The 25329-nt window shown below is 69.4% G+C and carries 21 protein-coding genes; 3 read left to right on the plus strand and 18 right to left on the minus strand.

The window, feature by feature from the left end:
- Positions 1-198: 198 nt before the first annotated feature.
- From ABLG96_RS16390 to mtrA, 3 genes are read right to left on the minus strand one after another with little or no spacing between them, the layout of a single operon-like run.
- Entirely contained in the window at positions 199-1977 is a 1779-nt protein-coding gene (locus tag ABLG96_RS16390) for an LpqB family beta-propeller domain-containing protein (protein ID WP_353648401.1), read from the minus strand.
- Positions 1974-3722, minus strand: a complete 1749-nt coding sequence (gene mtrB / locus ABLG96_RS16395; protein ID WP_353648402.1) for an MtrAB system histidine kinase MtrB — start codon at positions 3720-3722, stop codon at positions 1974-1976. The genes ABLG96_RS16390 and mtrB overlap by 4 nt, the downstream gene beginning before the upstream one ends.
- Positions 3723-3761: 39 nt before the next feature.
- A complete protein-coding gene (gene mtrA, locus ABLG96_RS16400; RefSeq protein WP_353648403.1) occupies positions 3762-4439 on the minus strand; it encodes an MtrAB system response regulator MtrA in 678 nt (225 codons plus the stop codon).
- A 197-nt stretch (positions 4440-4636) separates the two neighbouring features.
- Here mtrA and ABLG96_RS16405 point away from each other — a divergent pair, with 197 nt between their 5' ends.
- Positions 4637-5506: a hypothetical protein gene (locus ABLG96_RS16405; protein WP_353648404.1), complete on the plus strand. Its 870-nt coding sequence runs from the start codon at positions 4637-4639 to the stop codon at positions 5504-5506.
- A 66-nt stretch (positions 5507-5572) separates the two neighbouring features.
- Here the strand turns inward: ABLG96_RS16405 and ABLG96_RS16410 are convergent, their stop codons facing one another.
- Complete coding sequence (locus ABLG96_RS16410) at positions 5573-6235, minus strand: dTMP kinase (RefSeq protein WP_353648405.1); 663 nt, start codon at positions 6233-6235, stop codon at positions 5573-5575.
- A 62-nt stretch (positions 6236-6297) separates the two neighbouring features.
- On the opposite strand from ABLG96_RS16410, the gene ABLG96_RS16415 reads away from it, so the two are divergent.
- Positions 6298-6669 carry an FKBP-type peptidyl-prolyl cis-trans isomerase gene (locus tag ABLG96_RS16415; RefSeq protein ID WP_353648406.1) on the plus strand — a complete coding sequence of 124 codons (372 nt, stop codon included), beginning with the start codon at positions 6298-6300 and terminating at the stop codon, positions 6667-6669.
- Between the two features lie 92 nt (positions 6670-6761).
- Here the strand turns inward: ABLG96_RS16415 and ABLG96_RS16420 are convergent, their stop codons facing one another.
- The 3 genes from ABLG96_RS16420 to ABLG96_RS16430 all read right to left on the minus strand — a co-directional run bounded on the left by ABLG96_RS16420 (position 6762) and on the right by ABLG96_RS16430 (position 9837).
- The gene (locus ABLG96_RS16420) at positions 6762-7412 is read right to left on the minus strand and encodes a cutinase family protein (protein WP_353648407.1); all 651 of its coding nucleotides are present in this window, start codon (positions 7410-7412) and stop codon (positions 6762-6764) included.
- Positions 7413-7615: 203 nt separating this feature from the next.
- Positions 7616-9100, minus strand: a complete 1485-nt coding sequence (gene ahcY, locus ABLG96_RS16425; RefSeq protein WP_353651554.1) for an adenosylhomocysteinase — start codon at positions 9098-9100, stop codon at positions 7616-7618.
- A 233-nt stretch (positions 9101-9333) separates the two neighbouring features.
- Positions 9334-9837 (minus strand): hypothetical protein, encoded by a 504-nt coding sequence (locus tag ABLG96_RS16430; RefSeq protein ID WP_353648408.1) that lies wholly within the window; start codon positions 9835-9837, stop codon positions 9334-9336.
- Positions 9838-10059: 222 nt separating this feature from the next.
- Here ABLG96_RS16430 and ABLG96_RS16435 point away from each other — a divergent pair, with 222 nt between their 5' ends.
- A complete protein-coding gene (locus ABLG96_RS16435; RefSeq protein ID WP_353651555.1) occupies positions 10060-11853 on the plus strand; it encodes an MFS transporter in 1794 nt (597 codons plus the stop codon).
- Positions 11854-11874: 21 nt separating this feature from the next.
- Here the strand turns inward: ABLG96_RS16435 and ABLG96_RS16440 are convergent, their stop codons facing one another.
- The 11 genes from ABLG96_RS16440 to pyrR form a co-directional block, all read right to left on the minus strand.
- Positions 11875-12750: an FAD-binding oxidoreductase gene (locus ABLG96_RS16440; protein ID WP_353648409.1), complete on the minus strand. Its 876-nt coding sequence runs from the start codon at positions 12748-12750 to the stop codon at positions 11875-11877.
- Entirely contained in the window at positions 12743-13339 is a 597-nt protein-coding gene (locus ABLG96_RS16445) for a sulfite oxidase-like oxidoreductase (RefSeq protein ID WP_353648410.1), read from the minus strand. The genes ABLG96_RS16440 and ABLG96_RS16445 overlap by 8 nt, the downstream gene beginning before the upstream one ends.
- Before the next feature lie 32 nt (positions 13340-13371).
- Positions 13372-14349 carry a DUF692 domain-containing protein gene (locus ABLG96_RS16450; protein ID WP_353648411.1) on the minus strand — a complete coding sequence of 326 codons (978 nt, stop codon included), beginning with the start codon at positions 14347-14349 and terminating at the stop codon, positions 13372-13374.
- On the minus strand, positions 14349-15332 hold the full coding sequence (locus ABLG96_RS16455) for a TIGR04222 domain-containing membrane protein (protein ID WP_353648412.1): 984 nt from the start codon (positions 15330-15332) through the stop codon (positions 14349-14351). The genes ABLG96_RS16450 and ABLG96_RS16455 overlap by 1 nt, the downstream gene beginning before the upstream one ends.
- 241 nt (positions 15333-15573) lie before the next feature.
- Positions 15574-16413: an orotidine-5'-phosphate decarboxylase gene (gene pyrF, locus ABLG96_RS16460; RefSeq protein ID WP_353648413.1), complete on the minus strand. Its 840-nt coding sequence runs from the start codon at positions 16411-16413 to the stop codon at positions 15574-15576.
- Positions 16410-17513 carry a quinone-dependent dihydroorotate dehydrogenase gene (locus ABLG96_RS16465; RefSeq protein ID WP_353648414.1) on the minus strand — a complete coding sequence of 368 codons (1104 nt, stop codon included), beginning with the start codon at positions 17511-17513 and terminating at the stop codon, positions 16410-16412. Before ABLG96_RS16465 ends, pyrF begins: the two co-directional genes overlap by 4 nt.
- The gene (gene carB, locus ABLG96_RS16470) at positions 17510-21136 is read right to left on the minus strand and encodes a carbamoyl-phosphate synthase large subunit (protein WP_353648415.1); all 3627 of its coding nucleotides are present in this window, start codon (positions 21134-21136) and stop codon (positions 17510-17512) included. The genes ABLG96_RS16465 and carB overlap by 4 nt, the downstream gene beginning before the upstream one ends.
- The gene (gene carA, locus ABLG96_RS16475) at positions 21123-22319 is read right to left on the minus strand and encodes a glutamine-hydrolyzing carbamoyl-phosphate synthase small subunit (RefSeq protein WP_353648416.1); all 1197 of its coding nucleotides are present in this window, start codon (positions 22317-22319) and stop codon (positions 21123-21125) included. Before carA ends, carB begins: the two co-directional genes overlap by 14 nt.
- Positions 22316-23698, minus strand: a complete 1383-nt coding sequence (locus tag ABLG96_RS16480; protein ID WP_353648417.1) for a dihydroorotase — start codon at positions 23696-23698, stop codon at positions 22316-22318. The genes carA and ABLG96_RS16480 overlap by 4 nt, the downstream gene beginning before the upstream one ends.
- A complete protein-coding gene (locus ABLG96_RS16485) occupies positions 23695-24624 on the minus strand; it encodes an aspartate carbamoyltransferase catalytic subunit (protein ID WP_353651556.1) in 930 nt (309 codons plus the stop codon). Before ABLG96_RS16485 ends, ABLG96_RS16480 begins: the two co-directional genes overlap by 4 nt.
- 92 nt (positions 24625-24716) lie before the next feature.
- A complete protein-coding gene (gene pyrR, locus ABLG96_RS16490; protein ID WP_353648418.1) occupies positions 24717-25313 on the minus strand; it encodes a bifunctional pyr operon transcriptional regulator/uracil phosphoribosyltransferase PyrR in 597 nt (198 codons plus the stop codon).
- Positions 25314-25329 lie beyond the last annotated feature (16 nt).

The raw sequence follows: 25329 nt of genomic DNA on the forward strand, positions 1-25329 counted from the left end.
CGCGGCCGCCCGCGCGGCCATCCGCCCGGCCGGTTGCGATGGCCGGGCGGTTGGTCGATCCGTTCGCCGGTGATCTGCACACACCCCAGCCTGCTGCGCCGGTCGACCTCCCGGCAGCGCGGCGCCGTTCAGTGTGGACAACTTCGGGTCTGTGGACAACACGGTGGCGACACGCTGATCGCCCGGAGGACGCCGGGATCAGTTCGGTAGGAAAGGAGCAGTCCCGACGAAGGCCGGGATCTTCGGATCGGGCGTCTCCCATTCGCCGCTCGTCAGCGACCCCGACAGTCTCCAGATCCGGCTACCGAAGGAGATGTAGGCATGCTCGTCGTCGATGGCCAGCGCGGTCACATTGTCGAAGATCCCGCTGCTGGTGCGCGGACTGATCTCCCGACCGTCGATCGAGACCGAGACCGGCCGGTGACTCCTGTCGGGCCCGGCGGCGACCAGCAGCTCGGCGGCCGAGCGGAACACCACCGCTCCGACGCCCCCCGGGAGTGCCCTCGACAGCTCGGTCAGACCCACCACCTGCACGCGGGTCGTGCCCTCCTGGCTGATCCGCTCGATGGTCCCGATGTACAGCGACTCGCTCGCCACCACCGCCACCCGGACCCCGTCCGGCGACAGCTGCAGCGCAGTCACCTTGCCCAGCTTGTCCAGCCCCGGGACCGATACCACCTGCTGCGACACCTGGGCGGAGATGGTCAACCGGATCACCTGCGGATCCGTCTGGCCGTCCTGCACCACCCAGAGCTCGTTGCCGAAGCGGTCGAACGTGGGCTGGGTGAGGGAGCTGGCCGTCAGGACGGTGCGCTCGGCCTCCGCTTGCTCCAACGGATAGCCGAGACGCAGCTGCTGCGAGTCGCCGTCCTGCACCACCGCCGCGACCGCGCCTGTCGCGGCCGACATGGCCGCAGACTTCACCTCGCCGCGGGTGCCCCATTCGCCCCACATGGGCTTGCTGTCCACCAGCGACACGATCCGGCCGTCGCTGTCCAGGTAGTAGGGGTCGCGGGCGGCCGTCCGGCCGATGGCCGGTGTGGTGTCCGGGTCGAAGGAGGCCGTCGTGCCCGAGGAGTAGATCTGATCGGGCTGAGCCGAATCCAGCGGGGCGCCGTCCACGGTGATCGCCACCGTCCCTTCCGACCGGACGGTCCAGGCCAGCTGAGCAGCCAGGGCCTGCCGGGCCAGGTCGGTGGGCAGCGAGACACCGGTCAAATCGACCCGCACCACACCGCCGGTGTCGATCACCACGTTGGCCGCCAGCCGCACGGAGCCCGACAGCATGCTCGTCACCCCGGAACTCAGCCGTGCGCTGGGTCCGGACAGCAGCATCGAGACGAGTCGGTCGGCCCGCACCGCTTCCGTGGAGCTGCGGGGCAGGTAACGCAGGTCGGGCACCAGGTTGGTCCCCGTGCTGTTGAGGAAGTAGACGGGGCGCTCGAGGTAGTTGGCGGAGAAGTCGGAGGTGGTGATCACCAGCGCCGTCGGTGGGACGTCGATCCGCCACTCGCCGTCCACCTCCACGACGTGGATCTTCAGGGCCTCGACGCCGGCGGCGGCTGCGGTGTACGACTTGTCGACGGCGAGCACGCCCACCTGTTGGGCGACCAATGTGTAGGTGCTCGCGTCGTCCTTGTCCTGGCTCAGGGCGTAGTCGTCACCCACGACGACGATCCGCTCCTTCGCCGGTTGCCACGCTTCGGAGGCCCGCGCCGTGAGGAACGGCCGCGCCGCCGCAAAGGGCTTTCCCTGCGATTGGTCGGATCGGTTGTCCGCGCTGGCCGCGATGAAACCGCGGATCACCTGGTCGGGAGCCTGGCCGGACTGCGGGGTCAAAGGTTGGGAGGGGTTCTGCGGGCCCTCGACAGTGCGCACCACCTCGGCCTGGCCGCCGGAGGGGATACCGGAGCACGACGCGGACAGCAGACCGACGACGACCGCCAGGGCGATCCTCCAGCGCCGGGCGCCGCTCATCGCCCGATCCCGGCACGTGGATCGCGGTCGCGGGCGCCCTCGGTGCGAACGGCGACGGGATCGATGATGTGCTCGTCCACATCGTCGTGCGGGTCGAGATGATCGTCCCGCCCCTCCCGGTGCGCCGGCGATCGCAGCGGCAGCGGCGAACCGGTGACCAGCGTTCCCGACACCTTGGGCAGCGTGAGTCGGAACCGCGCTCCGAGCCCGGGGGTTCCACTGGCCTGCAGCCAGCCACCGTGCAGCCGTGCGTCCTCCAGCGAGATGGCCAACCCGAGGCCGGTACCACCGGTCTGTCGCTGACGCGACGGGTCGGCCCGCCAGAACCGGTTGAACACCAGCCCGGCCTCGCCGGGCCGCAGCCCGACGCCGTAGTCGGTCACCGCGATCGCGATGCTCTCCGGGCCGTCGGCCACCTCGACCTCCACCCGCCCGCCGTCGGCATGATCGATCGCATTGCCCAGCAGGTTCCGCAGGATCCGCTCGAAGCGCCGGGCATCCACCTCGGCGATCACCGGGTCGTCCGGCACCTCGACGGAGATGCTGACCCCGACCCGATCGGCCAACGCGTGGACGGCGGTGACGCAGGACTCGACGTGGCCGCGCACATCGGTGGGTTCCGCGTTGAGCTCGGCCATGCCAGCGTCGTGGCGACTGATCTCGAGCAGGTCTGCCAGCAGGGTCTCGAAACGGTCCAGTTCGTCCACCAGCAACTCCGTGGCCCTGCCCAGGTGGGCGGGGAACTGCTTGCGCTCGGCGTGCAGCAGATCGGCGGCCATCCGCACGGTGGTGACCGGGGTGCGCAACTCGTGGGACACGTCGGAGGTGAACCGGCGCTGCAACCGACCGAACTCCTCCAGCTGCCGGATCTGCGCCCGGATCGCCTCGGCCATCCCGTTGAACGACCGGGCCATGGTGGTCAGCTCGGCGGCGCCCTTGACCGGCATGCGCTCTTCGAGCGCACCGGCCGCGAACCGCTCGGCGACCGCCGCCGCCCGGCGGACCGGTCGCACCACCTGGCTGGCGACCACCACCGCGATCAACGTCATTGCGGCGACCAGTGCCGCTCCGGCGACCAGCAGGGTCCGTTGGATCACCTGGATGGTGCGCTGCTCACCGGACAGGGGAAAGATCAGGAACACCCCGAAGGAGTCGGTGCCGGTGATGGCGGGACCGCCCACCACCAACGCTGCGCCCTGCTGACCCTCGCGGATGATCGACGTGTACTGCCAGGCCAGGGTGCCCTCGGAGACCTTGTTGCGCAGCTCGGCGGGGACGTCCGACCAGAGCCCGGCTGTCACGCTCACCCCACGCAGGGTGGCCACCACCGGTTCGAACACGCCGGCCTGTCCGCCCTGGGCAGCACCCGCGTCGACCGGGCGGCCCAACACGTTCACCACGTTGAGCAGCTGGCTCTGCAGGCTCGTCTCTTCCGGATCCGCGTTGGAGAGCTGGCTCTGGGTGACCCCCAGGGCATTCTCCAGCTCGGCGATCGCTGCGTCGCGCTTGGTCTCGAGCAGGCGGTCGGTGATCTGCTGCTGCAGCACCAGCCCGAGCACGGCGATCACCAGGATCGAAGTCGACAGCGTCAGCACGAGCACCCGCAGCCGCAGCGAGCGGCTCCAGAAGGAGACTCCGCTGCGGGCTGCCTGGCTGATCCGGCCCCAGCGGGCGCGACGCTGGGCGGCCCTGGCTCTGGCCAGTCGCTGTGGTGCGGGTGCCGGATCCTCAGCCAGAGCCGACATCACGGCCACTGTCCGGACTGCTCATGCAGTCACGACGACTCACGAGACGCCGGCCTTGTAGCCGACACCGCGGACCGTGACGACGACCTCGGGGCGCTCGGGATCCTTCTCGATCTTGGAGCGCAGCCGCTGGACGTGGACATTCACCAGCCGGGTGTCGGCGGCGTGCCGGTACCCCCAGACCTGCTCCAGCAGCACCTCTCGGGAGAACACCTGACGCGGTTTGCGGGCCAGTGCCACCAGCAGGTCGAACTCCAGCGGCGTGAGCGAGATCGGCCTGCCTGCACGGGTGACCTGGTGACCGAGGACGTCGATCTCAACGTCGGCGACCCGCAGCAGCTCGGCGGAACCGGTGTCGCTGCGGCGCAGTCGGGCGCGGATGCGCGCGGTCAGTTCCTTCGGCTTGAACGGCTTCATCACGTAGTCGTCGGCACCCGACTCCAGGCCGAGCACCACATCAACGGTGTCGGTCTTGGCGGTCAGCATGATGATCGGCACCCCGGATTCGGCCCGGATCTCCTTGCACACGTCCAGCCCGGAGACGCCCGGCAGCATCAGGTCGAGCAGGATCAGATCCGGGTGACTGTCACGGAAGGCGTCGACCGCCCTCGCCCCGTCCCGGACGACAGCGGTGTCGAAGCCTTCTCCGCGGAGCACGATCGTGAGCATCTCGGCAAGCGCAGGATCGTCGTCCACCACCAGTACGCGCGGTCTCATCCCTCCATCGTGTCATCCCGTGGCCGCATCGTCCCGCAGATCCGCGGAGGTGGGCCACGGATGACCGCGGATCCCGTGGCCGCATCGTCCCGCAGATCCGCGGAGGTGAGCCACGGATGACCGCGGATCCCGTGGCCGCATCGTCCCGCAGATCCGCGGAGGTGGGGCCGCGAACTGCCGCGTGGAACGATGGCTGGGTGAGTCAAGCGCCCTGGTTCCCGCACCCGTCACTCCCCGTCCGCCAGCCCGGTCTGGTGCCCCTGCGCCCCCTCACGATCAGCGAGGTGCTGGGACTGTCGTTCCGGATGGCCAGGCGGCACTTCGCCCGCCTCGGACCGTTGGCGCTGCTCGCGTCGCTGCTGGGATCGGCGGTCGTCTGGGGTGTGCTGGCAGCGACCGGCACCATCGACGCGTACATCGACGCCAGTTGGATCGATGCGGCACTGAGCGGTACCGAGCTGTCCCTCCCGCCGGCAGGGATCTCGATCGCCACCCTGGCGCAACTGATCGTCGACGGGACCACGACGGTGCTGATCGCGGGGGTGGCCGCGGTGTATGTCGGTCAGGACGTGCTGGGGACGTCCGTCTCCACCCAGGAGCGTCGAGCCCGCCTGGCCGGTCCGCGGCTGTGGCAGCTCGTCGGCGTGTCGGTGCTGGCCGGCGCCGGGATCGCCGTCGGGTTCGCGTTCCTGATCGTGCCTGGCCTGCTGCTGATGCTGGCCTGGTTCGTCGTCGGCCCGGCACTGGTGATGGAACGCGGAACACCCGGCGTCGCGCTGCGCCGGTCACTCGTCCTGACCCGCGGTTCGTGGGGGCGGCTGCTCGGTCTGGCGGTGGCCCTGCTCGCGATCGGCCTCGTCCTTTCGATCCTGGTCAGCTCACTCGTCGCGCCGCTGACCGCGTCCGCCTCGGACCTGGCAGCCCTGCTCGTCGCCGACTTGGCCGGGGCCGTGGTGGCCATGGTGACGACCAGCTGGGGAGCCGCGGCGATGGCGCTCAGCTATGTCGACCTGCGCATCCGCACCGAGAACTTCGCCGTCACCCTGTCGGCGGCCGCCGGATCCTGAACGCGGCGCGCGGTTGTCCGGAGCCGCACCGGAACCTGGCACGGCGCGGGCAGCCGCCACCCGACCTCAGCCCAGCAGATCCCGCTCGGACACCTCATCGACACCGTCCGGCCCGGACCGCAGCACGGTCCAGGGAGAGAGGTAGCACCCAGCTGCCAACCGGGCGTACATCTGCCCGGTGCGGACCTGCAGATCACCGTCGCGTTCGAAGTCGTCGAGCTCTCTGGTGGCGTCCCCGCCGGCGCGCTGTGCAGCCCGGCGGGCCGACTCGTCCGCATCTGTGTCCAGCAGCAGTTGAAGATCCGGCACCGGTAGCCCGAAACGATCGACCTCCAACTCCCGGACCCATTTCGGCATCGCGGTGCCTGCATCCCCCGCGGGGCCACCGAGCCGGGCGGAGGCGTAGGCCGCGTTCGCCGAGATGTAGCGGTCCAGCACGAGCAGGTCGTTGTCGGCGAGGGCGCTCTCGATGTCTGGCAGCGCATCCCGCCGATCCAGGGCGAACAGCAGTGCACCGCCGTGCACCGAGTGCGACAGATCGCCCAACCGTCCGTAGAGCATGTCGCGCACCAGGTCGGCGTGGATGCTGCGGCCGTACCGGGGGAAGTCGAGGGTCGCGACCCGGGCACCTGCGCGCTCCGCACGCGCCACCAGCGACCGGGTGAGGGTGTTCTTGCCGGAGCCGTCCAATCCCTCGATGACGACCAGTCGGCCTCGGTGTGCGCTCACGAGTGCCGACTCTAGTGATCCCCCGGTTCGCCCCGGCACGGCCGACATGCTGGGATGGTCACATGACAGAAGCGAACACGGGCAAGCCCCAGATCGAGTTCCCCGAGGGTCCGGCTCCTGCCGAGCTGGTCATCGAGGACATCACCGTCGGCGACGGGACCGAAGCCGTCCCGGGCGGTACCGTCGAGGTCCACTACGTGGGCGTCGAGTACGACACCGGCGAGCAGTTCGACGCCTCGTGGGACCGCGGGGCGTCCATCTCGTTCCCGCTGCGCGGCCTGATCGCCGGGTGGCAGGAAGGGATCCCCGGCATGAAGGTGGGCGGACGGCGCAAGCTCACCATCCCGCCGCAGCTCGCCTACGGCGCTGCGGGCTCCGGCCACCGCCTCTCGGGCAAGACGCTGATCTTCGTCATCGACCTGATCGGCGCCTGAGCACCTCCCACCGGAACGCGAGAACCCCGCCCGACCGGTTCGGTCGAGCGGGGTTCTTGCACATCAGGTCATCGGCACATTCCGGATCCGCGTCAGCGGGGGAAGAACTGGCCGTAGAACCACTGGCCGTTCCCGTTGTCGGAGTAGGCGTTGGCATCGAAGTTGTAGTTGATGTGGTTGGTGCCCGGGTAGTAGCCCAACCAGCCGGACGGGGCGGTGCTGTCGCAGATGATGTCGTCGGTGCAGATGGTCACCGTCGGGACGTTGCCGTAGAAATTGTCGACGCCCACCAACGGGAAGCCGACGATGCCGGTGCCCGGCTGACCAGCGAGGCCACCGCTGCCATGGCCCTCGGGGGCGCGCTTCGGGTCGGCCAGCAGTACCGCATTGACGTTGCCGAACGACTGCCAGTTCGCTGTCACCCAGATGTGCACGACGGCGGCTCCCTCGGAGTGGCCGATCATCCGCACGTGCTGGCCGGGACAGACATTGCGCTGGTCGCGAACGAGCCGGTTCAGCTCGTTCACACCCTCCCGGGCGCTCTGGCTGGTCAGCTGGGCCGAATACCCCACGCGCTGGTCGAAGTTGTAGAACCCGCCGGCATCACTGCCGTGTCCGAATCCAGGAACCACGATCCGGTAGGTCCCGGCGCACGAGGCAGCGGAAGCGACCTGGGGCAGGGCGACGGACAGGCCGGCGGCGATCAGCACGCTGGTGACGAGTACTGCAAGTCTGTTCTTCATGGAAACCCTCCTGGGTGAGTAGGACGGGTGTCAGCACACCAGCTTCAGCAACCCGATTGCGGTCGGGCTGGAAAGTCTGGAAAAAAGCTACGCAGACGGTGCGCTCCCGGCATCCGGGAACGGCGAGGCGCGCAGGCCCCGGACGTCCGGGACCTGCGCGCCTGTACCGCACACGTCAGCATCTGGTGCTCACGAGGACAAGCTCAGTAGCGGTAGTGATCCGCCTTGAACGGGCCCTCGACGTCGACGCCGATGTACTCCGCCTGGTCCTTGGTGAGCTTGGTGAGCTTGCCGCCGAGCGCCTCGACGTGGATCTTGGCAACCTTCTCGTCCAGGTGCTTGGGGAGCCGGTAAACCTCCTTGTCGTACTCGTTGTTCTTGGTGAACAGCTCGATCTGGGCGATGGTCTGGTTCGCGAACGAGCTGCTCATGACGAACGACGGGTGACCGGTGGCGTTGCCGAGGTTCAACAGACGTCCTTCGGAGAGCACCAGCAGCGTCTTGCCACTGGCGAACGTCCACAGGTGCACCTGCGGCTTGATCTCCAGCTGCGTGGCGTCCGAACGGTGCAGACCGGCAATGTCGATCTCGTTGTCGAAGTGGCCGATGTTGCCCAGGATCGCCTGGTGCTTCATCGCCTTCATGTGGTCCAGGGTGATGATGTCCTTGTTGCCGGTCGTGGTGATGATGATGTCCGCGCGGCCGACCGCGTCGTCCACGGTGTCGACCTCGTAGCCATCCATCAGCGCCTGCAACGCGCAGATCGGATCGATCTCGGCGATGACGACGCGCGCGCCCTGACCGCGGAGCGACTCCGCGGAGCCCTTGCCGACGTCGCCGTAGCCGCAGATCAGCGCGACCTTGCCGCCGATCAGCGTGTCGGTGGCGCGATTCAGGCCGTCGATCAGCGAGTGGCGGCAGCCGTACTTGTTGTCGAACTTGCTCTTGGTCACCGAGTCGTTGACGTTGATGGCCGGGAACAGCAGCTCACCTGCGGCGGCGAGCTGGTACAGCCGCAGGACGCCGGTGGTGGTCTCCTCGGTGACGCCCATGATCGCCGGGGCGATGGCGGTCCAGTACCCGTTGTCACGCGCGAGCGAGCTGCGCAGCAGGTCGAGGATCACCTTGTACTCGTCGGAGTCGTCATCGGTGGTGGACGGGACGACGCCGGCCTTCTCGTACTGCAGGCCCTTGTGGATCAGCAGGGTGGCGTCGCCGCCGTCGTCCAGGATCATGTTCGGGCCGAGATGCGAACCGTCAGCCGAGGGCCAGCGCAGCATCTGCTCGGTGCACCACCAGTACTCGGCGAGGCTCTCGCCCTTCCAGGCGAACACCGAGACGCCCTTCGGCGCCTCTTCGGTGCCGTGCGGCCCGACGACGGTCGCGGCCGCGGCGTGATCCTGGGTGGAGTAGATGTTGCAGCTCACCCAGCGGACATCGGCGCCCAGGCTGACGAGGGTCTCGATGAGCACGGCGGTCTGGATGGTCATGTGCAGGGAGCCGGCGATGCGGGCGCCCTTGAGCGGCTGGACATCTGCGTACTCGCGCCGCAGCGACATCAGGCCGGGCATCTCGTGCTCGGCGAGAGTGATCTCCTTGCGGCCGAAATCGGCCAGCGACAGGTCGGCGACCTTGAAGTCGAGACCGTTCACCACGTCAGCGGTGAGGTCGACGTCGTAGTGGTTGATGGCTTCTGCTGCAGTCACAGCGGGGGGCTCCCTTGAGCATGTCGACGCCACGCGATTCGCGGCGATCTCGGGGGCCGGACTCGGGCGGCACGATCGAGCTGAACTCGTCGCAGTGGCAACCCTGCACCGGACGCTCCGGGCTTCTCGAGCCCGGGGCGTGCGTGTCAGAGGCCATGGTACCGGAGCGTGACCTGCGCGGACAGTGCACACGCGCCCATGTGAGCAGTTCGTCGTCACCGCACCCGGACGCGACCACGCCACCCGATGACGCGCACACCATCGGCCGTCCGCCGGGTCCACAACCCCCGACGACGACGCGGCGGCGCCTGTCCGTCGAACACCATCCGCGCTTCGCACATCGCCAGCTCGAGCGCGGCCGCGTCGTCGAGCAGCCCGGCGGCGAGACGCTCCCTGGCCAACAGCCAGCCGTCCTGCAGCGATCCACGGGTCGGCCGGTGCGCCGCCCACAGCGCGAACTCCGCCGCGAACCGCGAGCGCATGCTGTTCGCCAGCGCCGGCCAGGCAGCCCGCACCTCTCCGGATCGTTTGGCCAGCAGAGACGTCCGCGCCAGCTCCACCCGGGCGACGTCGAAACCTGGCGGGGTATCGCCGATACCGGTGACGGCGGCGACCAGTCGGTGCTGGGCTGCCGCCAGTCGTTCGGCGGCAGCAGCGACCTCAGCAGCGGCCTCAGCAGCGGCCTCGGACTGAGCCGCTGGGCCATCGGATCCGGTCATCCAGCCACCGTAGAGCGCACTCCCGTGGTCCGGAATCCCCGGCCGACGAGACCTGCAACCTTGATGTCCCGACATCATCGCAAGACTCACCGACTGACTGTCCGGTCACACTCGAGCGCCGCAGAACCCGTTGCCCCAGGAAATTACATAGGGTCCCTATGGAACCAGGGAGAAAGTGTGCCTCAGACAACCAACAGGCCTCGGACGGACGCTGTCGACACCATCGCGGCCGCGACCAGGAGCCGCCGGACCGCGCTGTCCGTCACGACCGTCGGCATCCTCGCCGTCACCCTCAACTCGTCGATCCTGCTGATCTCGCTGCCGGCGATCTTCCGCGGGCTCGGCCTCGATCCTCTTGCGCCACAGAACATCTCCTATTTGCTCTGGATGCTGATGGGATTCATGCTCGTCACCGCAGTGCTGGTGGTGACGTTCGGTCGACTGGGTGACCAGTACGGCAGGGCGAAGGTGTTCAATCTGGGCTTCGCCGTCTTCACGGTCGGCTCGCTCGGGTGCGCCCTGGTTCCCAACAGCGGCGCTGCCGGCGCCCTGGAGATCATCATCTGGCGCGTCGTGCAGGGCATCGGCGGCGCGATGGTGATGGCGAACTCGACCGCGATCATCACGGACGCCTTCCCGCCGGCCCGGCGCGGCTTTGCGCTCGGCGTCAACCAGGTCGCCGGGCTGGCCGGCGGCTTCCTCGGGCTGATCATCGGCGGCGTGCTGTCGGAGTGGGACTGGCGCGCGGTGTTCTGGGTCAGCGTTCCCGTCGGCGTCTGGGGCACCTGGCGGGGGTACCGATCGCTCAGCGATCCGCCACGCGACCGCAGCCACAAGGTGGTCATCGACCTCTGGGGCAACCTGACCTTCGGTGTCGGCCTGATCGCCCTGCTGGTCGGCGTCACCTACGGCCTGCAGCCCTACGGCGGCCACACCATGGGCTGGACGTCACCCCTGGTGCTCGGTTCCGTCATCGGCGGTGTCGCCCTGCTCGTCACCTTCGTCCTCATCGAGAACCGGGTCGCCGAACCGATGATCGACATGAGGCTGTTCAAGGTGCGCGCCTTCTCTGCGGGTCAGGCCGTCAACCTGCTGGCATCGATGTCCCGCGGCGGCCTGCAGTTCATGCTGATCATCTGGCTCCAGGGCATCTGGCTTCCGTTGCACGGCTATGCCTTCGAGGACACCCCGCTGTGGGCCGGCATCTACATGGTGCCGCTGACGATCGGCTTCCTGATCGCCGGGCCGGCGTCCGGGGCGCTGTCCGACCGGTTCGGTGCGCGGGCGTTCGCCACCGGCGGTCTGCTGCTGTCGGCGGCGACGTTCCTGGGTCTGATCCTGCTGCCCGCCGACTTCAACTACGTCCTGTTCGCGGGCCTGCTGGCGCTGAACGGCATCGGCATGGGCCTGATGGCTGCACCGAACTCCGCCGCGATCATGAACGCTGTTCCGGCCTCCCAGCGTGGGGCGGCCTCTGGTATCAGGGCCACCGGCATGAACGCCGGCCAGGTGATCTCGCTCGGCGGGTTCTTCACGCTGATGGCGATCGGCCTGGCCGGCAGCCTCCCCCAGGCGATGAACGCCGGCCTCGTCGCAGCCGGCGTGGCGCCGTCCCAGGCGGCCGCTGCCTCGGGTGCGTCACCGGTGGGGATCCTGTTCGCGGCGTTCCTCGGCGGCAACCCGATCAAGGAACTCGTCCCGAATGCCGACCCCGCGGTCGCCGCCAGGGTCTACGGCGACTCGTTCTTCCCCGACCTCATCTCGGCCCCGTTCCGCCACGGCCTGGCGATCGCCTTCACCTCGGCGATCGTGATGCTGCTGATCGCGGCCGGGGCATCGCTGCTGCGCGGCAAGAAGTTCGTCCACGAAGACGCACACGCGGACACTGCCGCCGGTACCGCGACCGTCGCGGCGGCAGCTCTCACCGGACTCGCGCGCGAAGGTGCCGCGCTCGACGCCGTCCCGGGGGAGGACGTCGCCTACGAGGAGGCACTGGCAAGCCGGCGCCGTCGCTGAGGCGCTGCAGGGCCGAGACGCTCAGGTCCAGCCGAACCGCTCGGTCCGGATGTGGGTGGCCTGATGACCCCACCCGAGCAGCAGATCGCTGACGTGTTCGACGAATCCCGACGGTCCGCAGACGTAGGCGGTCGTCGCGGACGGATCGACGGCATGCGAGGTCCAGACCAGGTCGTCCGGCGAGATCCGGCCCGCCGGACGGGGTGCGCCCGTCGTGGTCTGGCGGGTGTGGACCACGCAGATCTCCTCACCCGCAGCAGCGGCCAGGAGTTCCTGCGCGAACCAGACGTCGCTCGGGGTACGCACCGAGTAGAGCATCCGCATCGGCGGCAGGGTGGCGCGCTCACCCGCATCGAGCACTCGACGCCGCTCACGCAGCATCGCCATCAGCGGCGTGATCCCGGATCCGCCGCCGACCAGCAGGATCGGTTCCGGCTGCGCGGGCTCCCAGGTGAACCAGCCACCGATCGGTCCGCGGAACTCGACCTCGTCGCCGACAGCGAGGTCCCGCACCAGGAACGGGGAGATCTCACCACCCGGTGTCACCTGGACGGCCACCTCCACTTCACCGGGCACACCCACCCTGGACAGCGAGTACGCGCGTTGGGCGCGATAGAAATCGGCAGCCGTCAGCCGGATCTCCATCCGTTGACCGGCCAACGCGCCGACACACCCGGGAACGTCGAAGACCAATGTCGCCGCGGTCGACGATTCGGCGATCCGCTCCCGCAGGACGCCCCGCTGCCAGCGTTTCGCAATCGGTGACCGCGCGCTGTCCGGCACGACGTCCAGTGACCGGTTGGCGCGGTCACTCACCATGCGCGGTGGCCGCGGCACCGACGACTGCGACACGGACGACTGCGACACCGACGACTGCGACACCGACGACTCAGACATCGGAGTACCGCTGCTCACGCCACGGATCGCCGTAGGCGTGGTAGCCGTTGCGTTCCCAGAATCCCAGCTCGTCCTCGGTCATCAGCCGCAGCTCGGAGACCCACTTCGCCGATTTCCAGAAGTACAGGTGCGGCACCAGCAACCGCGCCGGACCGCCGTGATCCCGGGCCAGCGGCTCGCCGTCGAACTCGGTGGCGATCAAGGCGCGCCCGTCCAGCACGTCGGCCAGGGGCAGGTTGGTGGTGTAACCGCCGTAGCAGTGCGCCATCAGATGTGTTGCGCTGGTGGAGATCCCGGCGAGTACGCGCTCGACGCTGACGCCCCGCCAGCGGGTGTCGAACTTCGACCACGACGTGACGCAGTGGATGTCGACCTGCAGTTCCTCCAGGCCGAGCGCCTGCATGCTCGCCCAGTCGAAGACCGTCCGGTCACCGGTCTCGGTGGTGACGGTCAGTTCCCAGCGCTCGGTGCTGATCCGCGGCGCCGGGCCGACCGTCAGCACGGGGAATCCGGTCTCGAAGTGCTGACCGGGCGGGAGCTTGGCCGAATGGTCGCGTCTGCCGACGAAACCCCGGGTGACGACGGACATCCGCACTCCTTCATGGCGACCGGCGGTGGCGATCAGGCCGGCGGGTCCAGCCTAGTCGTGGCTGCCGCACCGACCGCCGTGGTGCTTGCTGCGGTGCCTGCAACTGCGCCCGCCGCGGTGCCTGCTGCGGTGATCCGCGGGTGCCCGGAGGCTTCGGCGATCGAGTCCAGCTCGGCGAAGATCTCCGCCTGCGGCGGATAGTTGCCGTCGCGCTCCAGCATCACCGCCGGGATCGGCTGACGCGACGTCAGCACGGTGAGCAGGTCCAGCACCTCCGGCGACACCGGCGCGGTATGGGTGTCGTGGTAGATCCCGTCGTGCTCGTCGCCGCCGGCGATGTGGACGTAGGCGATCCGCTCCAGTGGGATCTGCTCGAAAAGCGTCGGCGCCGATCCTGCTCGCCCGCCGACGGCATTGCGTGCATTGGCGTGCACGTTCGCGACGTCCAGCAGCAGCAGGGCGTCGCTGCGCTCGCAGATCTCGGTGATGAACTGGCCCTCCGTGAGCTCGTCGTCCGGCCAGTCGAAGAGCACGGCGATCGGTTCGAGCGCGACGGGCAGCCCCACGGCGGACCGGAAGGTGGCGACGTTGCGCACCATCACCTCGACGGCATCCCGGGTACGCGGGAGCGGCGTCAGGTGACCCACGTCCACGCCGCCGGCGCGGACGAACGAGATGTGCTCGCTCACCAGCGGAGCATGCAGCGCAGCTGCGACCGCGGCGAACCTGTCGAGTTGGGCGTGATCGGGTTCGTCGGCGCTGCCCAGGTTGACCCGGACCCCGTGCGGGACCACCGCGACGCCGGCGGCCCGGAGGCCGATCAGACCGCCCGGGAGCCGGGCGGGATCGATCGATTCCGCGATCACCTCACACCAGCGCAGCCCGGGCAGCGAGCGGACCGCGAAGTCGATCTCCGGGCGCCAGCCGATGCCGACCCCGGCGACGGTCCCCGTGCGCACCACGCCGCTGGTCCCTGTTCCGACGATGCTGTCGGTGCTGTCTTCGCTCATCAGCTGCTACCGCATCCGCCGCCGCCGCCGCAACTGCTCCCGCCGCCGCAGCTGGACGAGCTCCCACAACTCGACACGCTGCCGCAGCCGGAGGACGTGGTGCCGCAGGTCGACGAGTTCCCGGAGTCCACCCAGCCGGAGGCGCCGCCGGTCGCGGTGGCCCGGCGCCTCGTCCGAGAGGATTTCCGGCCATCGGAGGTGAGCCGCTGGGCGCCGACCGCCTGGGCCAGCACGGGATCCAGCGCGGTGAGGGCGCCTGACCCGCCGAGTGCCACCGGCACACCGGAGATCCCGGCGACCACCACCTGCGGACCGAACCGGTGATCCGCATCCTCATGGGAACCCGGATCGATCCTGGCCTGCCGCACTTCGGTGACGAGGGCAGCAGTGACCCGGAGCTGCCGACGGGTCAGCGCGGGACCGACCTTCGGCAGCGCCACCAGCAGCACGGCCTGTGCGACGAACAGCCAGAACGTGGGGACACCGGGGTGGTGACCGACCACCGCGTAGCCGGTCCCGACGGCCCAGGTCACCCAGAGCGCGCCCAGAAGGACCAACAGCAGCGCATGCCGACCCCGACCCAGCACGAGGTTCCGCTCCGCGAGCGCATCCCGCAGACGGACCACAGCGCGCAGCATCCGACGGTCGGTGAGCAGTCGGGAGCTGTCGACCCTGTCCCGGACGCAGTCCAGCACGGCCGCTTCGAGATCGGTCCGCGCGGCGGCGTCAGGAGCGAGGCCCAGCCAGCCCAGCGGGCCGGCGACCAGCTGTCCACGGCGGCGCAACTCGCCCACTGCCACCAACAGGGCCCGTTGTGCCCCACCGACCAGGTAGCCGAGTTCCTCGCCGGTGATCCGGACGGGAACCGTCAGGGCCGGACGTGGCCAGCACCGCACCACCACGGCCAGGACGATCAGCCCTGCCAGCACGATCCCGTAGATCACCAGGAATTGAGGTCCGGTCAGGCCCCAGGAGATCCCCATGGCCACATCGTTGCAAACTCCGACGCGGAAATCCCGGTGATCCAGAGAATCGAACGAGACCGGGCCCATCGACCGAGGACGGGGCCTCGACTCGCTCCTTCGTCGCTCGCTCGCTCGCTCGACCACCGTCAGGTTTCGATGATGCCCGCCGCGGCTTGACATGGGAGCAAGGAGCGAACGCGGTGAGTCGAGATCCCATCCCCGAGCCCACTGTTCGTGGGGTGACGGCAGGGCAGCGCTGTCAGCGCCGGGCAGCGTCCTGCAGGGCCTCGTTCTGCCGGCGGGCCGCATCCCGCAGGGCCACCGGATCCGGTCCGGCCGAGAGCACCTCCCGGCTGGAGGAGGAGGCGACCGCCGGAAGTACGGCTCCGAAGAGTGCGGCGACCTTCGTCGCGTCGGCTCCCTGCGCGCCGAGACCGGGCGCCAGGATCGGGCCGTTCAAGGCGGACAGGTCGACGTCCAGCTCGGTGAGGGTGGCGCCGATCACGAGGCCGAACGACCCGAGCGGAACGGCACCGACGTTCAGTGCAGCGACCTGGTCGACGATCTCCTGCGCCACCGTCCTGACACCGTCGAGCACCGCATGCTGCACGTGTGCAGATTCCGGATTGCTGGTGCGGCACAGCACGAACAGGCCACGCCCGGTCCGTGCCGCCAGCTCGATCGCCGGGCCCAGCGACCCGAAGCCGAGGTACGGCGACACGGTGATCGCATCCGCGGCAAGGGGTGAGTCGTCGCTCAGGTAGGCCCGCGCGTAGGCGTCCATGGTCGATCCGATGTCGCCGCGTTTGACGTCCAGCAGCACCAGCGCGCCGGCGTCGCGGGCATCGGCGATCACTGCTTCCAGCACCGCGATCCCGGCGCTGCCGTAGGCCTCGAAGAATGCGGACTGCGGTTTGACGACTGCCGCCTCCGGGGCCAGCGCCGCCGTGGCTTCCAGGGCGAACCGCTTCAGCCCGTCGATCCCGGGGTCCAGGTCCCAGGCCTGCAGCAGCGCGGGGTGCGGGTCGATACCGACACACAACGGGCCTCGATCGTCCAGTGCTGAGGCGTAGCGCGCGCCGAAGGTCGTGGTGGTCATGGGGTCTCCTTCTGTCCGTCCGGATGCCGCGCGGAATCGGCGGCCGCAGCGGTCGCTTCTGCGATCAGCGCGGGTCCGCGATAGATGAACCCCGAGTACAACTGCAGCAGGGAAGCGCCGGCGTCGAGCAGTGCCGCCGCATCGTCGTAGTTCATGATGCCGCCGACACCCATCACCGGCAGATCGCTGGTCCTGGTGACGAAGGAGACGACCGCCCTGGCACGCGCGCGCAACGGCGCACCGGACAGCCCGCCGCGCTCGCGGGAGGTCAGCAGATCGGCGTCCGCGATCCCGGTCCGCCCGGTCGTGGTGTTGGTGGCGATGACGCCGGCGACCCCACGGTCGGTGCACACCTGCAGCAGCTCGGCGATTGCGTTTTCGGTGAGATCCGGGGCGATCTTCACCAGTACCGGGATCGGGGTCGCTGACGGTCCCGCCAGCACCCCGACCTGTTCGGTCAGGGCGCCGAGCAGTTCGTTCAGCGGTCCGTGGTCCTGCAGCGAGCGCAGCCCTGGGGTGTTCGGCGAGGAGACGTTGACGGCGAGGTAGTCGGCCACCGGGTAGACCGCGGCCAGCGACGCCAGGTAGTCACCGATCGCATCCTGCACCGGCGTCACCTTGGACTTGCCGAGCGAGATCCCCAGCGGCACACCGAGGCTGCCCCGGCCGCCCGACGACGTGACCCGGTCGGCGAGCGCAGCCGCACCGTCGTTGTTGAAGCCCATCCGGTTGATGATCGCCTCGGAGGTCGGCAACCGGAACAGCCGCGGCTTCTCGTTTCCCGGCTGCGGATGAGCCGTCACCGTGCCGGCCTCGATGAAGCCGAAACCCATTGCCCCCCAAGCCTTCAGCGCGACGCCGTCCTTGTCCATCCCGGCCGCGAGGCCCACGGCGTTGGGGAAGTCGATCCCGCACACCGTGCGTGGTGACGGATCGACTCGCAGCAGGCGGCTCAGCAGGCTCAGCGCCGTTGAACTGCGCGCCACCCTGCGCAGGCCTCCGAGTGTGCGGTGGTGCGCGATCTCCGGATCACCACCGCCCCAGCGGAACATCGCCGGCCGCACCAGCCGCGCATAGGCCCGATCGACCAGACGGTTCATACCCCGACCACCGCGGGCTCGGGCTGATCGGCGGCCGGGAAGCGCAGCCGCTTGTGCAGCTCCTGCAGCGGGGCGACCCCGATGTTGCTGCGGATCAACGCCTCGATGCCCTGGATGGCGGCGGCCGCACCCGAGATGGTGGTGATGCACGGGATGTCTGCGGCCACCGCGGCGGTGCGGATCTCGTAGCCGTCGATCCGGGGACCCGAGTTGCCGTACGGAGTGTTGATCACCAGGTCCACCTGCCCGGCCCGGATCCGGTGCACCACCGAGTCCCCTGCTGCCGGGTCGACAGTGGCCACGCCGGCGATCAGATCCCCTTCGGTGTCGGTGCTCTCGAAGTACTTGCCGACGGTCTCCACCTCCATCCCGTTGCGGCGCAACATCTCCGCGGTACCCTCGGTCGCCAGGATCTCGAACCCCAGATCCGCGAGCCGCTTCGCCGGGAAGACGATCGAGCGCTTGTCGGCGTTGGCGACCGAGACGAACACGGTGCCGGCGGTCGGCAGCGAGCCGTAGGAGGCGGTCTGCGACTTGGCGAACGCCGGCCCGAACGCGCTGTCGATGCCCATCACCTCACCGGTGGAGCGCATCTCAGGACCGAGCAGCGAATCTACCCCGCGGCCGTCCGGGCGGCGGAACCGGTGGAACTGCATCACGGCCTCCTTCACGGCGACCGGGGCGCCCGGCGGGAGCTGTCCCCCGTCTCCGGTGGCCGGCAGCAGCCCTTCGGCGCGCAGCTCCGCGATGCTGCTGCCGGTCATGATCCTGGCGGCCGCCTTGGCCAGCTGGACGGCGGTCGCCTTCGAGGAGAACGGCACCGTCCTGGACGCCCGCGGGTTCGCCTCGAGCACGTAGAGCGTCTCGCCCTTGAGGGCGTACTGGACGTTCATCAAGCCCCGCACGCCGATGCCGAGCGCGAGCTTGGTGGTGTGCTCGCGCACCTTGGCGATGTCGCCGCGGCCCAGAGTGATCGGCGGTAGCACACACGCGGAGTCACCGGAATGCACACCGGCTTCCTCGATGTGTTCCATCACGCCGCCGAGGTAGACCTCGGTGCCGTCGCAGAGCGCATCGACGTCGATCTCGATGGCATCGTCCAGGAATCGGTCGACCAGTACCGGCCGGTCGGGGGCGATCTCGGTGGCCCGGTCGATGTAGTCCGACAGCGACTGCTCGTCGTAGACGATCTCCATCCCACGACCGCCGAGCACGAACGACGGCCGCACCAGGACCGGGTAGCCGATCCGCGCGGCGGCGTCCCGTGCACCCTCGAAGGAGATCGCCGTGCCGAACGCGGGGGCCGGAAGCTGTTGCTGCGTCAGCAGATCGCCGAACAGCTTGCGATCCTCGGCCAGGTCGATGGCCTCCGGCTGGGTGCCCAGGATGGGCACCCCGGAGGCCTTCAGCTCGGCGGCGAGCTTCAGCGGCGTCTGCCCGCCGAGGGTGACGATCACCCCGGCGACGGTGCCGGAGCGCTGCTCCGAGGCCACCACCTCGAGCACGTCCTCGATCGTCAGGGGTTCGAAGTAGAGCCGGTCGGAGGTGTCGTAGTCGGTGGACACCGTCTCCGGGTTGCAGTTGACCATCACGGTCTCGAAACCGGCATCCCGCAACGACAGTGCCGCGTGCACGCAGGAGTAGTCGAACTCGATGCCCTGGCCGATCCGGTTCGGCCCGGACCCCAGGATGATCACCTTCGGCCGCTCGGTCTGCGGAGCGACCTCCGACTCGGCGAGCGGGTCGATCTCGTACGCCGAGTAGTGGTAGGGCGTCGTCGCCTCGAACTCCGCGGCGCAGGTGTCGACGGTGAAGAAGACAGGGTGCACGCCCAGTTCGGTGCGCAGCGCGCGGATCGCCGCCTCGGCTCCCAGCGCAGCGTCTCCTGCCTCGGCGCGCAGCTGCGCGAGATCGGCATCGGACAGGCCGTACCGCTTGGCCCTGCGCAGCAGATCCGCGCCGAGTGAGTCGGCAGCGGCGACCTCGTCGGCAATCGAGGTGACCAGCGCGATCTGGTCCAGGAACCAGGGATCGATGTCGGTCGCCTCATGGATCGCCTCCACCGAAATGCCGGCCCGGATCGCCCCGATCACCCGGTACCAGCGACCGTCCTGCGGTTGCCGCAGCGCCTCGATCACCTCGGCCCGGTCCTCGTCCGGCCCGACCGCAGCAGCCGCCAGCAGATAGCCACTTGCCTTCGTCTCCATGGACCGCAGGGCTTTTCCGAACGCTTCAGCGAACGACCGGCCGAACGACATGGCCTCCCCCACCGACTTCATCGTGGTGGTGAGCACCGGGTCGGCGCCCGGGAACTTCTCGAACGCGAACCGCGGGATCTTCACCACCACGTAGTCGAGCGCCGGTTCGAAGGCGGCAGAGGTCTTCCTCGGGGGGGACTCGGGGGGTGTCCCCCCGAGCGCCGACTTCCTCGGGGGGGACTCGGGGGGTGTCCCCCCGAGCGCCGACTCCCTCGGGGGGGACTCGGGGGGTGTCCCCCCGAGCGTCGACTTCCTCGGGGGGGACTCGGGGGGTGTCCCCCCGAGCGTCGACTTCCTCGGGGGGGACTCGGGGGGTGTCCCCCCGAGCGTTGTGATGTCGTTGGCGATCTCGTCGAGGGTGTAGCCGATGGCGAGCTTCGCGGCGATCTTCGCGATCGGGAAACCGGTGGCCTTCGACGCCAGCGCCGAGCTGCGGGAGACCCGCGGGTTCATCTCGATGACGATCATCCGGCCGGAATCCGGATCGATCGCGAACTGGATGTTGCAGCCGCCGGTGGCGACGCCGACCGCCCGCAGGATCTGCAGGCCCAGGTCGCGCATCCGCTGGTACTCGCGATCGGTGAGCGTCATCGCCGGGGCGACGGTCACCGAATCGCCGGTGTGCACGCCCATCGGATCGATGTTCTCGATCGAGCAGACCACCACGGCGTTGTCGGCCGAGTCGCGCATCAGTTCCAGCTCGAACTCCTTCCAGCCGAGCACGCTCTCCTCGATCAGCACCTCCGTCACCGGTGATGCGGCCAGCCCGGTCCCGGCGATCCGGTCGAGATCCTCCGGTGTGTAGGCCATCCCGGATCCCAGGCCGCCCATGGTGAACGACGGCCGGATGACGACCGGCAGCCCGAGATCCTGCGCGGTGGCGCGGACCTCATCCATCGAGTGGCAGACCGCCGACCGCGGGACGTCGCCGCCGACCGACCGCACGATGTCCTTGAAGATCTGCCGGTCCTCACCACGTTGGATGGCCGGGATGTCGGCGCCGATCAGCTCCACTCCGAACCGATCGAGGATGCCCTGGGAGTCCATCGCGATCGCGGTGTTCAGGGCCGTCTGACCGCCCAGGGTGGCGAGCACGGCGTCCACCGGGAACCCACGGTCCCGTTGGTCCGCCAGCACCTTCTCGACGAACGCGGGAGTGATCGGCTCGATGTAGGTGGCATCGGCGAACTCGGGATCCGTCATGATCGTCGCGGGGTTCGAGTTGATCAGCGAGACACGGATGCCTTCGCTGCGCAGCACCCGACAGGCCTGGGTGCCGGAGTAGTCGAACTCGCACGCCTGACCGATCACGATCGGACCGGATCCGATCACCAGGATGTGCTTGATGTCGTCACGACGCGGCATGGGCGTCCTTCCGGGTAGCGCTCATGAGCGAGATGAAATCGTCGAAGAGGTATCCGGCGTCGTGTGGGCCGGCGGCTGCCTCCGGATGGAACTGCACCGAGAACGCCGGCACGTCGAGGCATTCGAGGCCCTCGATCACGTCGTCGTTGAGGCAGGTGAAGGCCACCCTGGCGCGGCCGAACTCGGTGTCGACCACCTCGCCCAGCGGGCCGGGGACGTCGACCGCGAAACCGTGGTTCTGAGCGGTGACGAACACCTTGCCGGTGCGGTGGTCGCGCACCGGCTGATTGATGCCGCGGTGCCCGAACTTCAGCTTGTAGGTGCCGAAACCCAGTGCGCGGCCGAGGATCTGGTTGCCGAAGCAGATTCCGAACAGCGGGATCCGGCGGCTCAGCACCTCGCGGGTCAGGGAGACGGGCCCCTCGGCGGTCTCCGGGTCCCCCGGCCCGTTCGACAGGAACACCCCGTCGACCCCGCGGCCGTCCTCGAGCGCGAGCAGGTCGTCGATCGTCGCGTCGGAGGGCAGCACGTGGGTGCGGATCCCGCGGGCAGCGAACATCTTCGGGGTGTTCGACTTGATCCCCAGGTCGAGTGCGGCCACCGAGAACCGGTGCTCCCCTGCGGGTTCCACCGTGTAGATCTCACCGGTGGAGACCTCGCCGGCCAGGTCGGCGCCGACCATCGACGGGGTGGCGCGCACCCGCGCGAGCATCTGCTCGTCGGTGCCCAGCTCGTCACCGGAGAAGATTCCGCACCGCAGCACACCGCCGGTGCGCAGGTGCCGGGTCAGCCCGCGGGTGTCGACGTCGCAGATGCCGACGACCCCATCGGCGGTCATCTGCTCCGGTAGCGACCGCGTCGAGCGCCAGTTGGAGGGACGCGGCGACAGATCACGGATCACCAGACCGGAGACCCAGATCCGGCCGGACTCGTCGTCGCTGCCCTCGAGGGTGGCGTTGGCGGCCTCGGCGACATCGGGGTGGTCGACCCAGCCGGTGTTGCCGATCTGCGGCGCCGTGGCGATCACCACCTGCCGGCGGTACGACGGGTCGGTGAGCGTCTCCTGATAACCGGTCATGCCGGTGGAGAAGACCGCCTCACCGAAGGTCGCGCCGAGCGCACCGAAGGCCGTCCCCCGATGGATCCGACCATCCTCCAGGACGAGTGCTGCCGGGCCGCTCATGCCGAGACTCCTTGCTGCGCAGTGCTGTTCGTAGCGTCCTGGGAGCCGGTGACGACGCCGTCGCGGACGGTGAACCGCCCGCGCAGCAGGGTGTGCCGAACGACGCCCGGCAGCTCCATTCCCTCGAAGGGGGTGTTGCGGGAGAGGCTGGCGAGCTCCGCCCCGCGCACCGTCCAGCGCGCGTACGGATCGACGAACACCAGGTTCGCCGGTTCGCCGGCCGCGATCGGGCGACCATGGTCGGCCCGGCCGCCGATCTCTGCGGGCTTCTCGCTCAGCACCCTGGCCACACCCCGCCAGTCGAGCAGACCGGTCACCAGCAAGCTGTCGATGACGATCGACAGCGCCGTCTGCAGACCGAGCATCCCCGGCGAGGCCGAGTCCCACTCGCAGTCCTTGTCCTCCGCTGCATGCGGGGCGTGGTCGGTGGCGACGATGTCGATCACCCCGTCCGCGACCGCCTGCCGCAGCACCTGCACGTCAGCCTCCGTGCGCAGCGGCGGGTTGACCTTGTAGACGGCGTCGTAGCTGCGCGCCAACTCATCGGTGAGCAGCAGGTGGTGCGGCGTCACCTCCGCGGTGACGGCGGTGCCGCGCGCCTTGGCCGCAGCGACCACCGCCACGGACCCGGCGGTGGACAGATGGCAGACGTGCAGCCGGGATCCGACGTGGTCGGCCAGCAGACAGTCGCGGGCGATGATCGCCTCCTCGGCGACGGCGGGCCAACCGGCCAGCCCGAGCACCGCGGAGACGTCCCCCTCGTGCATCTGCGCGCCGACCGTCAACCGCGGTTCCTGGGCGTGCTGGGCGATGACTCCGCCGAACGCCTTCACGTACTCCAGCGCGCGGCGCATCAGCAGCGGATCGGCGACGCAGTCGCCGTCGTCGGAGAACACCGTGACCCCGGCCGCGGAGGCGTTCATCGCGCCGAGCTCGGCGAGCTGCTGCCCCTGCCGTCCGACGGTGACAGCACCGATCGGCTGCACGTCCACCAGACCGACGTCCGCACCGAGCCGGTAGACCTGCTCGACGACACCGGCGGTGTCCGTTGTCGGGTGCGTGTTCGGCATCGCGAAGACCGCGGTGAAACCGCCCAGAGCCGCTGCAGCAGAACCGGTCTCGACGGTCTCGGCGTCCTCCCGACCAGGCTCGCGCAAATGCGTGTGCAGGTCGACCAGACCTGGCAGCGCCACGAGTCCGCCGCCATCGGTCTCGACGAGTGCGATGTCCGATTCGCGAGCGGCTCGTTCGGCAGCTGCGCGGGCGTCGGCGCCCACTGTGAGGATCACGCCGCCGGCGATCGCGATGTCGGCCGGCTCCTCACCGTAGGGAGCGGCCCCGGTGATCAACAGGGGTGGTGCAGGGTAGGGGTGGCTCACGCGGTGCCTTCCATTTCTCCGGACAGAAGCAGGTACAACACGGCCATCCGGACGGTGACGCCGTTGCCGACCTGCTCGACGATGAGCGACCCGGCGCCGTCGGCGACGTCCGGGGTGATCTCCATGCCGCGGTTCATCGGGCCCGGGTGCAGTACGACTCCGTGCGGAGCCAGCAGGCTGCGGCGGCGGCCGTCGAGGCCGAAGGAGCGGGAGTACTCGCGGGCCGTCGGGAAGAACGATCCGCTCATCCGCTCCCGCTGCACCCGCAGCATCATCACCGCGTCCGCACCGCGCAGGGATGCGTCCAGGTCGTAGGAGACCGTTGCGGGCCAGGCGGACACGCCGACCGGCAGCAGGGTGGGCGGCGCCACCAGTTCGACCTGGGCGCCCAGCGTGGACAGCAGCAGCACATTGGACCGCGCGACCCGCGAGTGCAGGACGTCGCCGACCACGACGATCTTCCGGCCTTCCAACTCGCCGAGGTGGCGCCGGAGGGTGTAGGCGTCCAACAGCGCCTGGGTGGGGTGCTCGTGGGTGCCGTCACCCGCGTTCACCACGCTGCCCTCGACCCACTGGCACAGGCGTTGCGGGGCGCCGGAGGCGAAATGTCGGCACACCACGGCATCCGCCCCCATCGCCTGGAGGGTGAGCGCGGTGTCCTTGAGCGACTCGCCCTTCGAGACGCTGGAGCCCTTGGCGGAGAAGTTGATGACGTCGGCGGACAACCGCTTGGCCGCCACCTCGAACGAGACCCGGGTACGGGTGGAGTCCTCGTAGAACAGGTTGACGACGGTGCGGCCGCGGAGCGTCGGCAGCTTGCGCACCTCGCGACCCGCCATGGCCTGTTCCAGTCGCCGGGCGGTGTCCAGCACGTGCAGCGCCGTTGGACGGTCCAGATCGCCCGCCGAGAGCAGATGCCGGGGCATCCGCGGCGCTGGGCCGACCGGACCCGAGGGTGCGGAGTCGGCGGGACCGGACGTTGCGGGCGCAGTCTGTCCTGGTGTGTGGGTAGCGGTGCTCATGCTCGGATCAACTCCACGAGATCTCGACCGTCGCGTTCGACGAGCCGGACGGCGACATCGTCGACCGGGGACGTGGGGATGTTCTTGCCGACGTAGTCGGCGCGGATCGGCAGCTCCCGATGCCCGCGATCGATCAGCACCGCGAGCTGGACGGCGGCCGGCCGGCCGAGATCACGCAGCGCATCCAGCGCAGCCCGGACGGTGCGGCCGGAGAACAGCACGTCGTCGACGAGCACACAGACCCGGTTGTCGACCCCTTCGGGCGGGATGTGGGTCTCCTCGAGCGTCCTGGGGGGACGGCGACGCAGATCGTCGCGGTAGAGGGTGATGTCGAGCGAGCCGACCGGGCACGGATGTCCGGAGAAGACCGAGATCCGCTCCGCCAGCCGCGCGGCGAGGTCGGTTCCCCTGGTCGGAATACCGAGCAGGGTGAAGGGTCGGTCACCGAGGCGTTCGAGGATCTGGTGAGCGATCCGGTCGACGGTCCGGGAGAGATCACCGGATGTCAACACGATGGCGTTGCCGCGGGTGTCGCCGGCGGCGGAACCCGGCTGCTCCCTTGTCGGGCGCGCAGAACTGGGTCCAGGATTCATCCCGGGCTCTCCTTTC

This window comes from Nakamurella sp. A5-74, from assembly GCF_040438885.1.
GTDB lineage: Bacteria > Actinomycetota > Actinomycetes > Mycobacteriales > Nakamurellaceae > Nakamurella.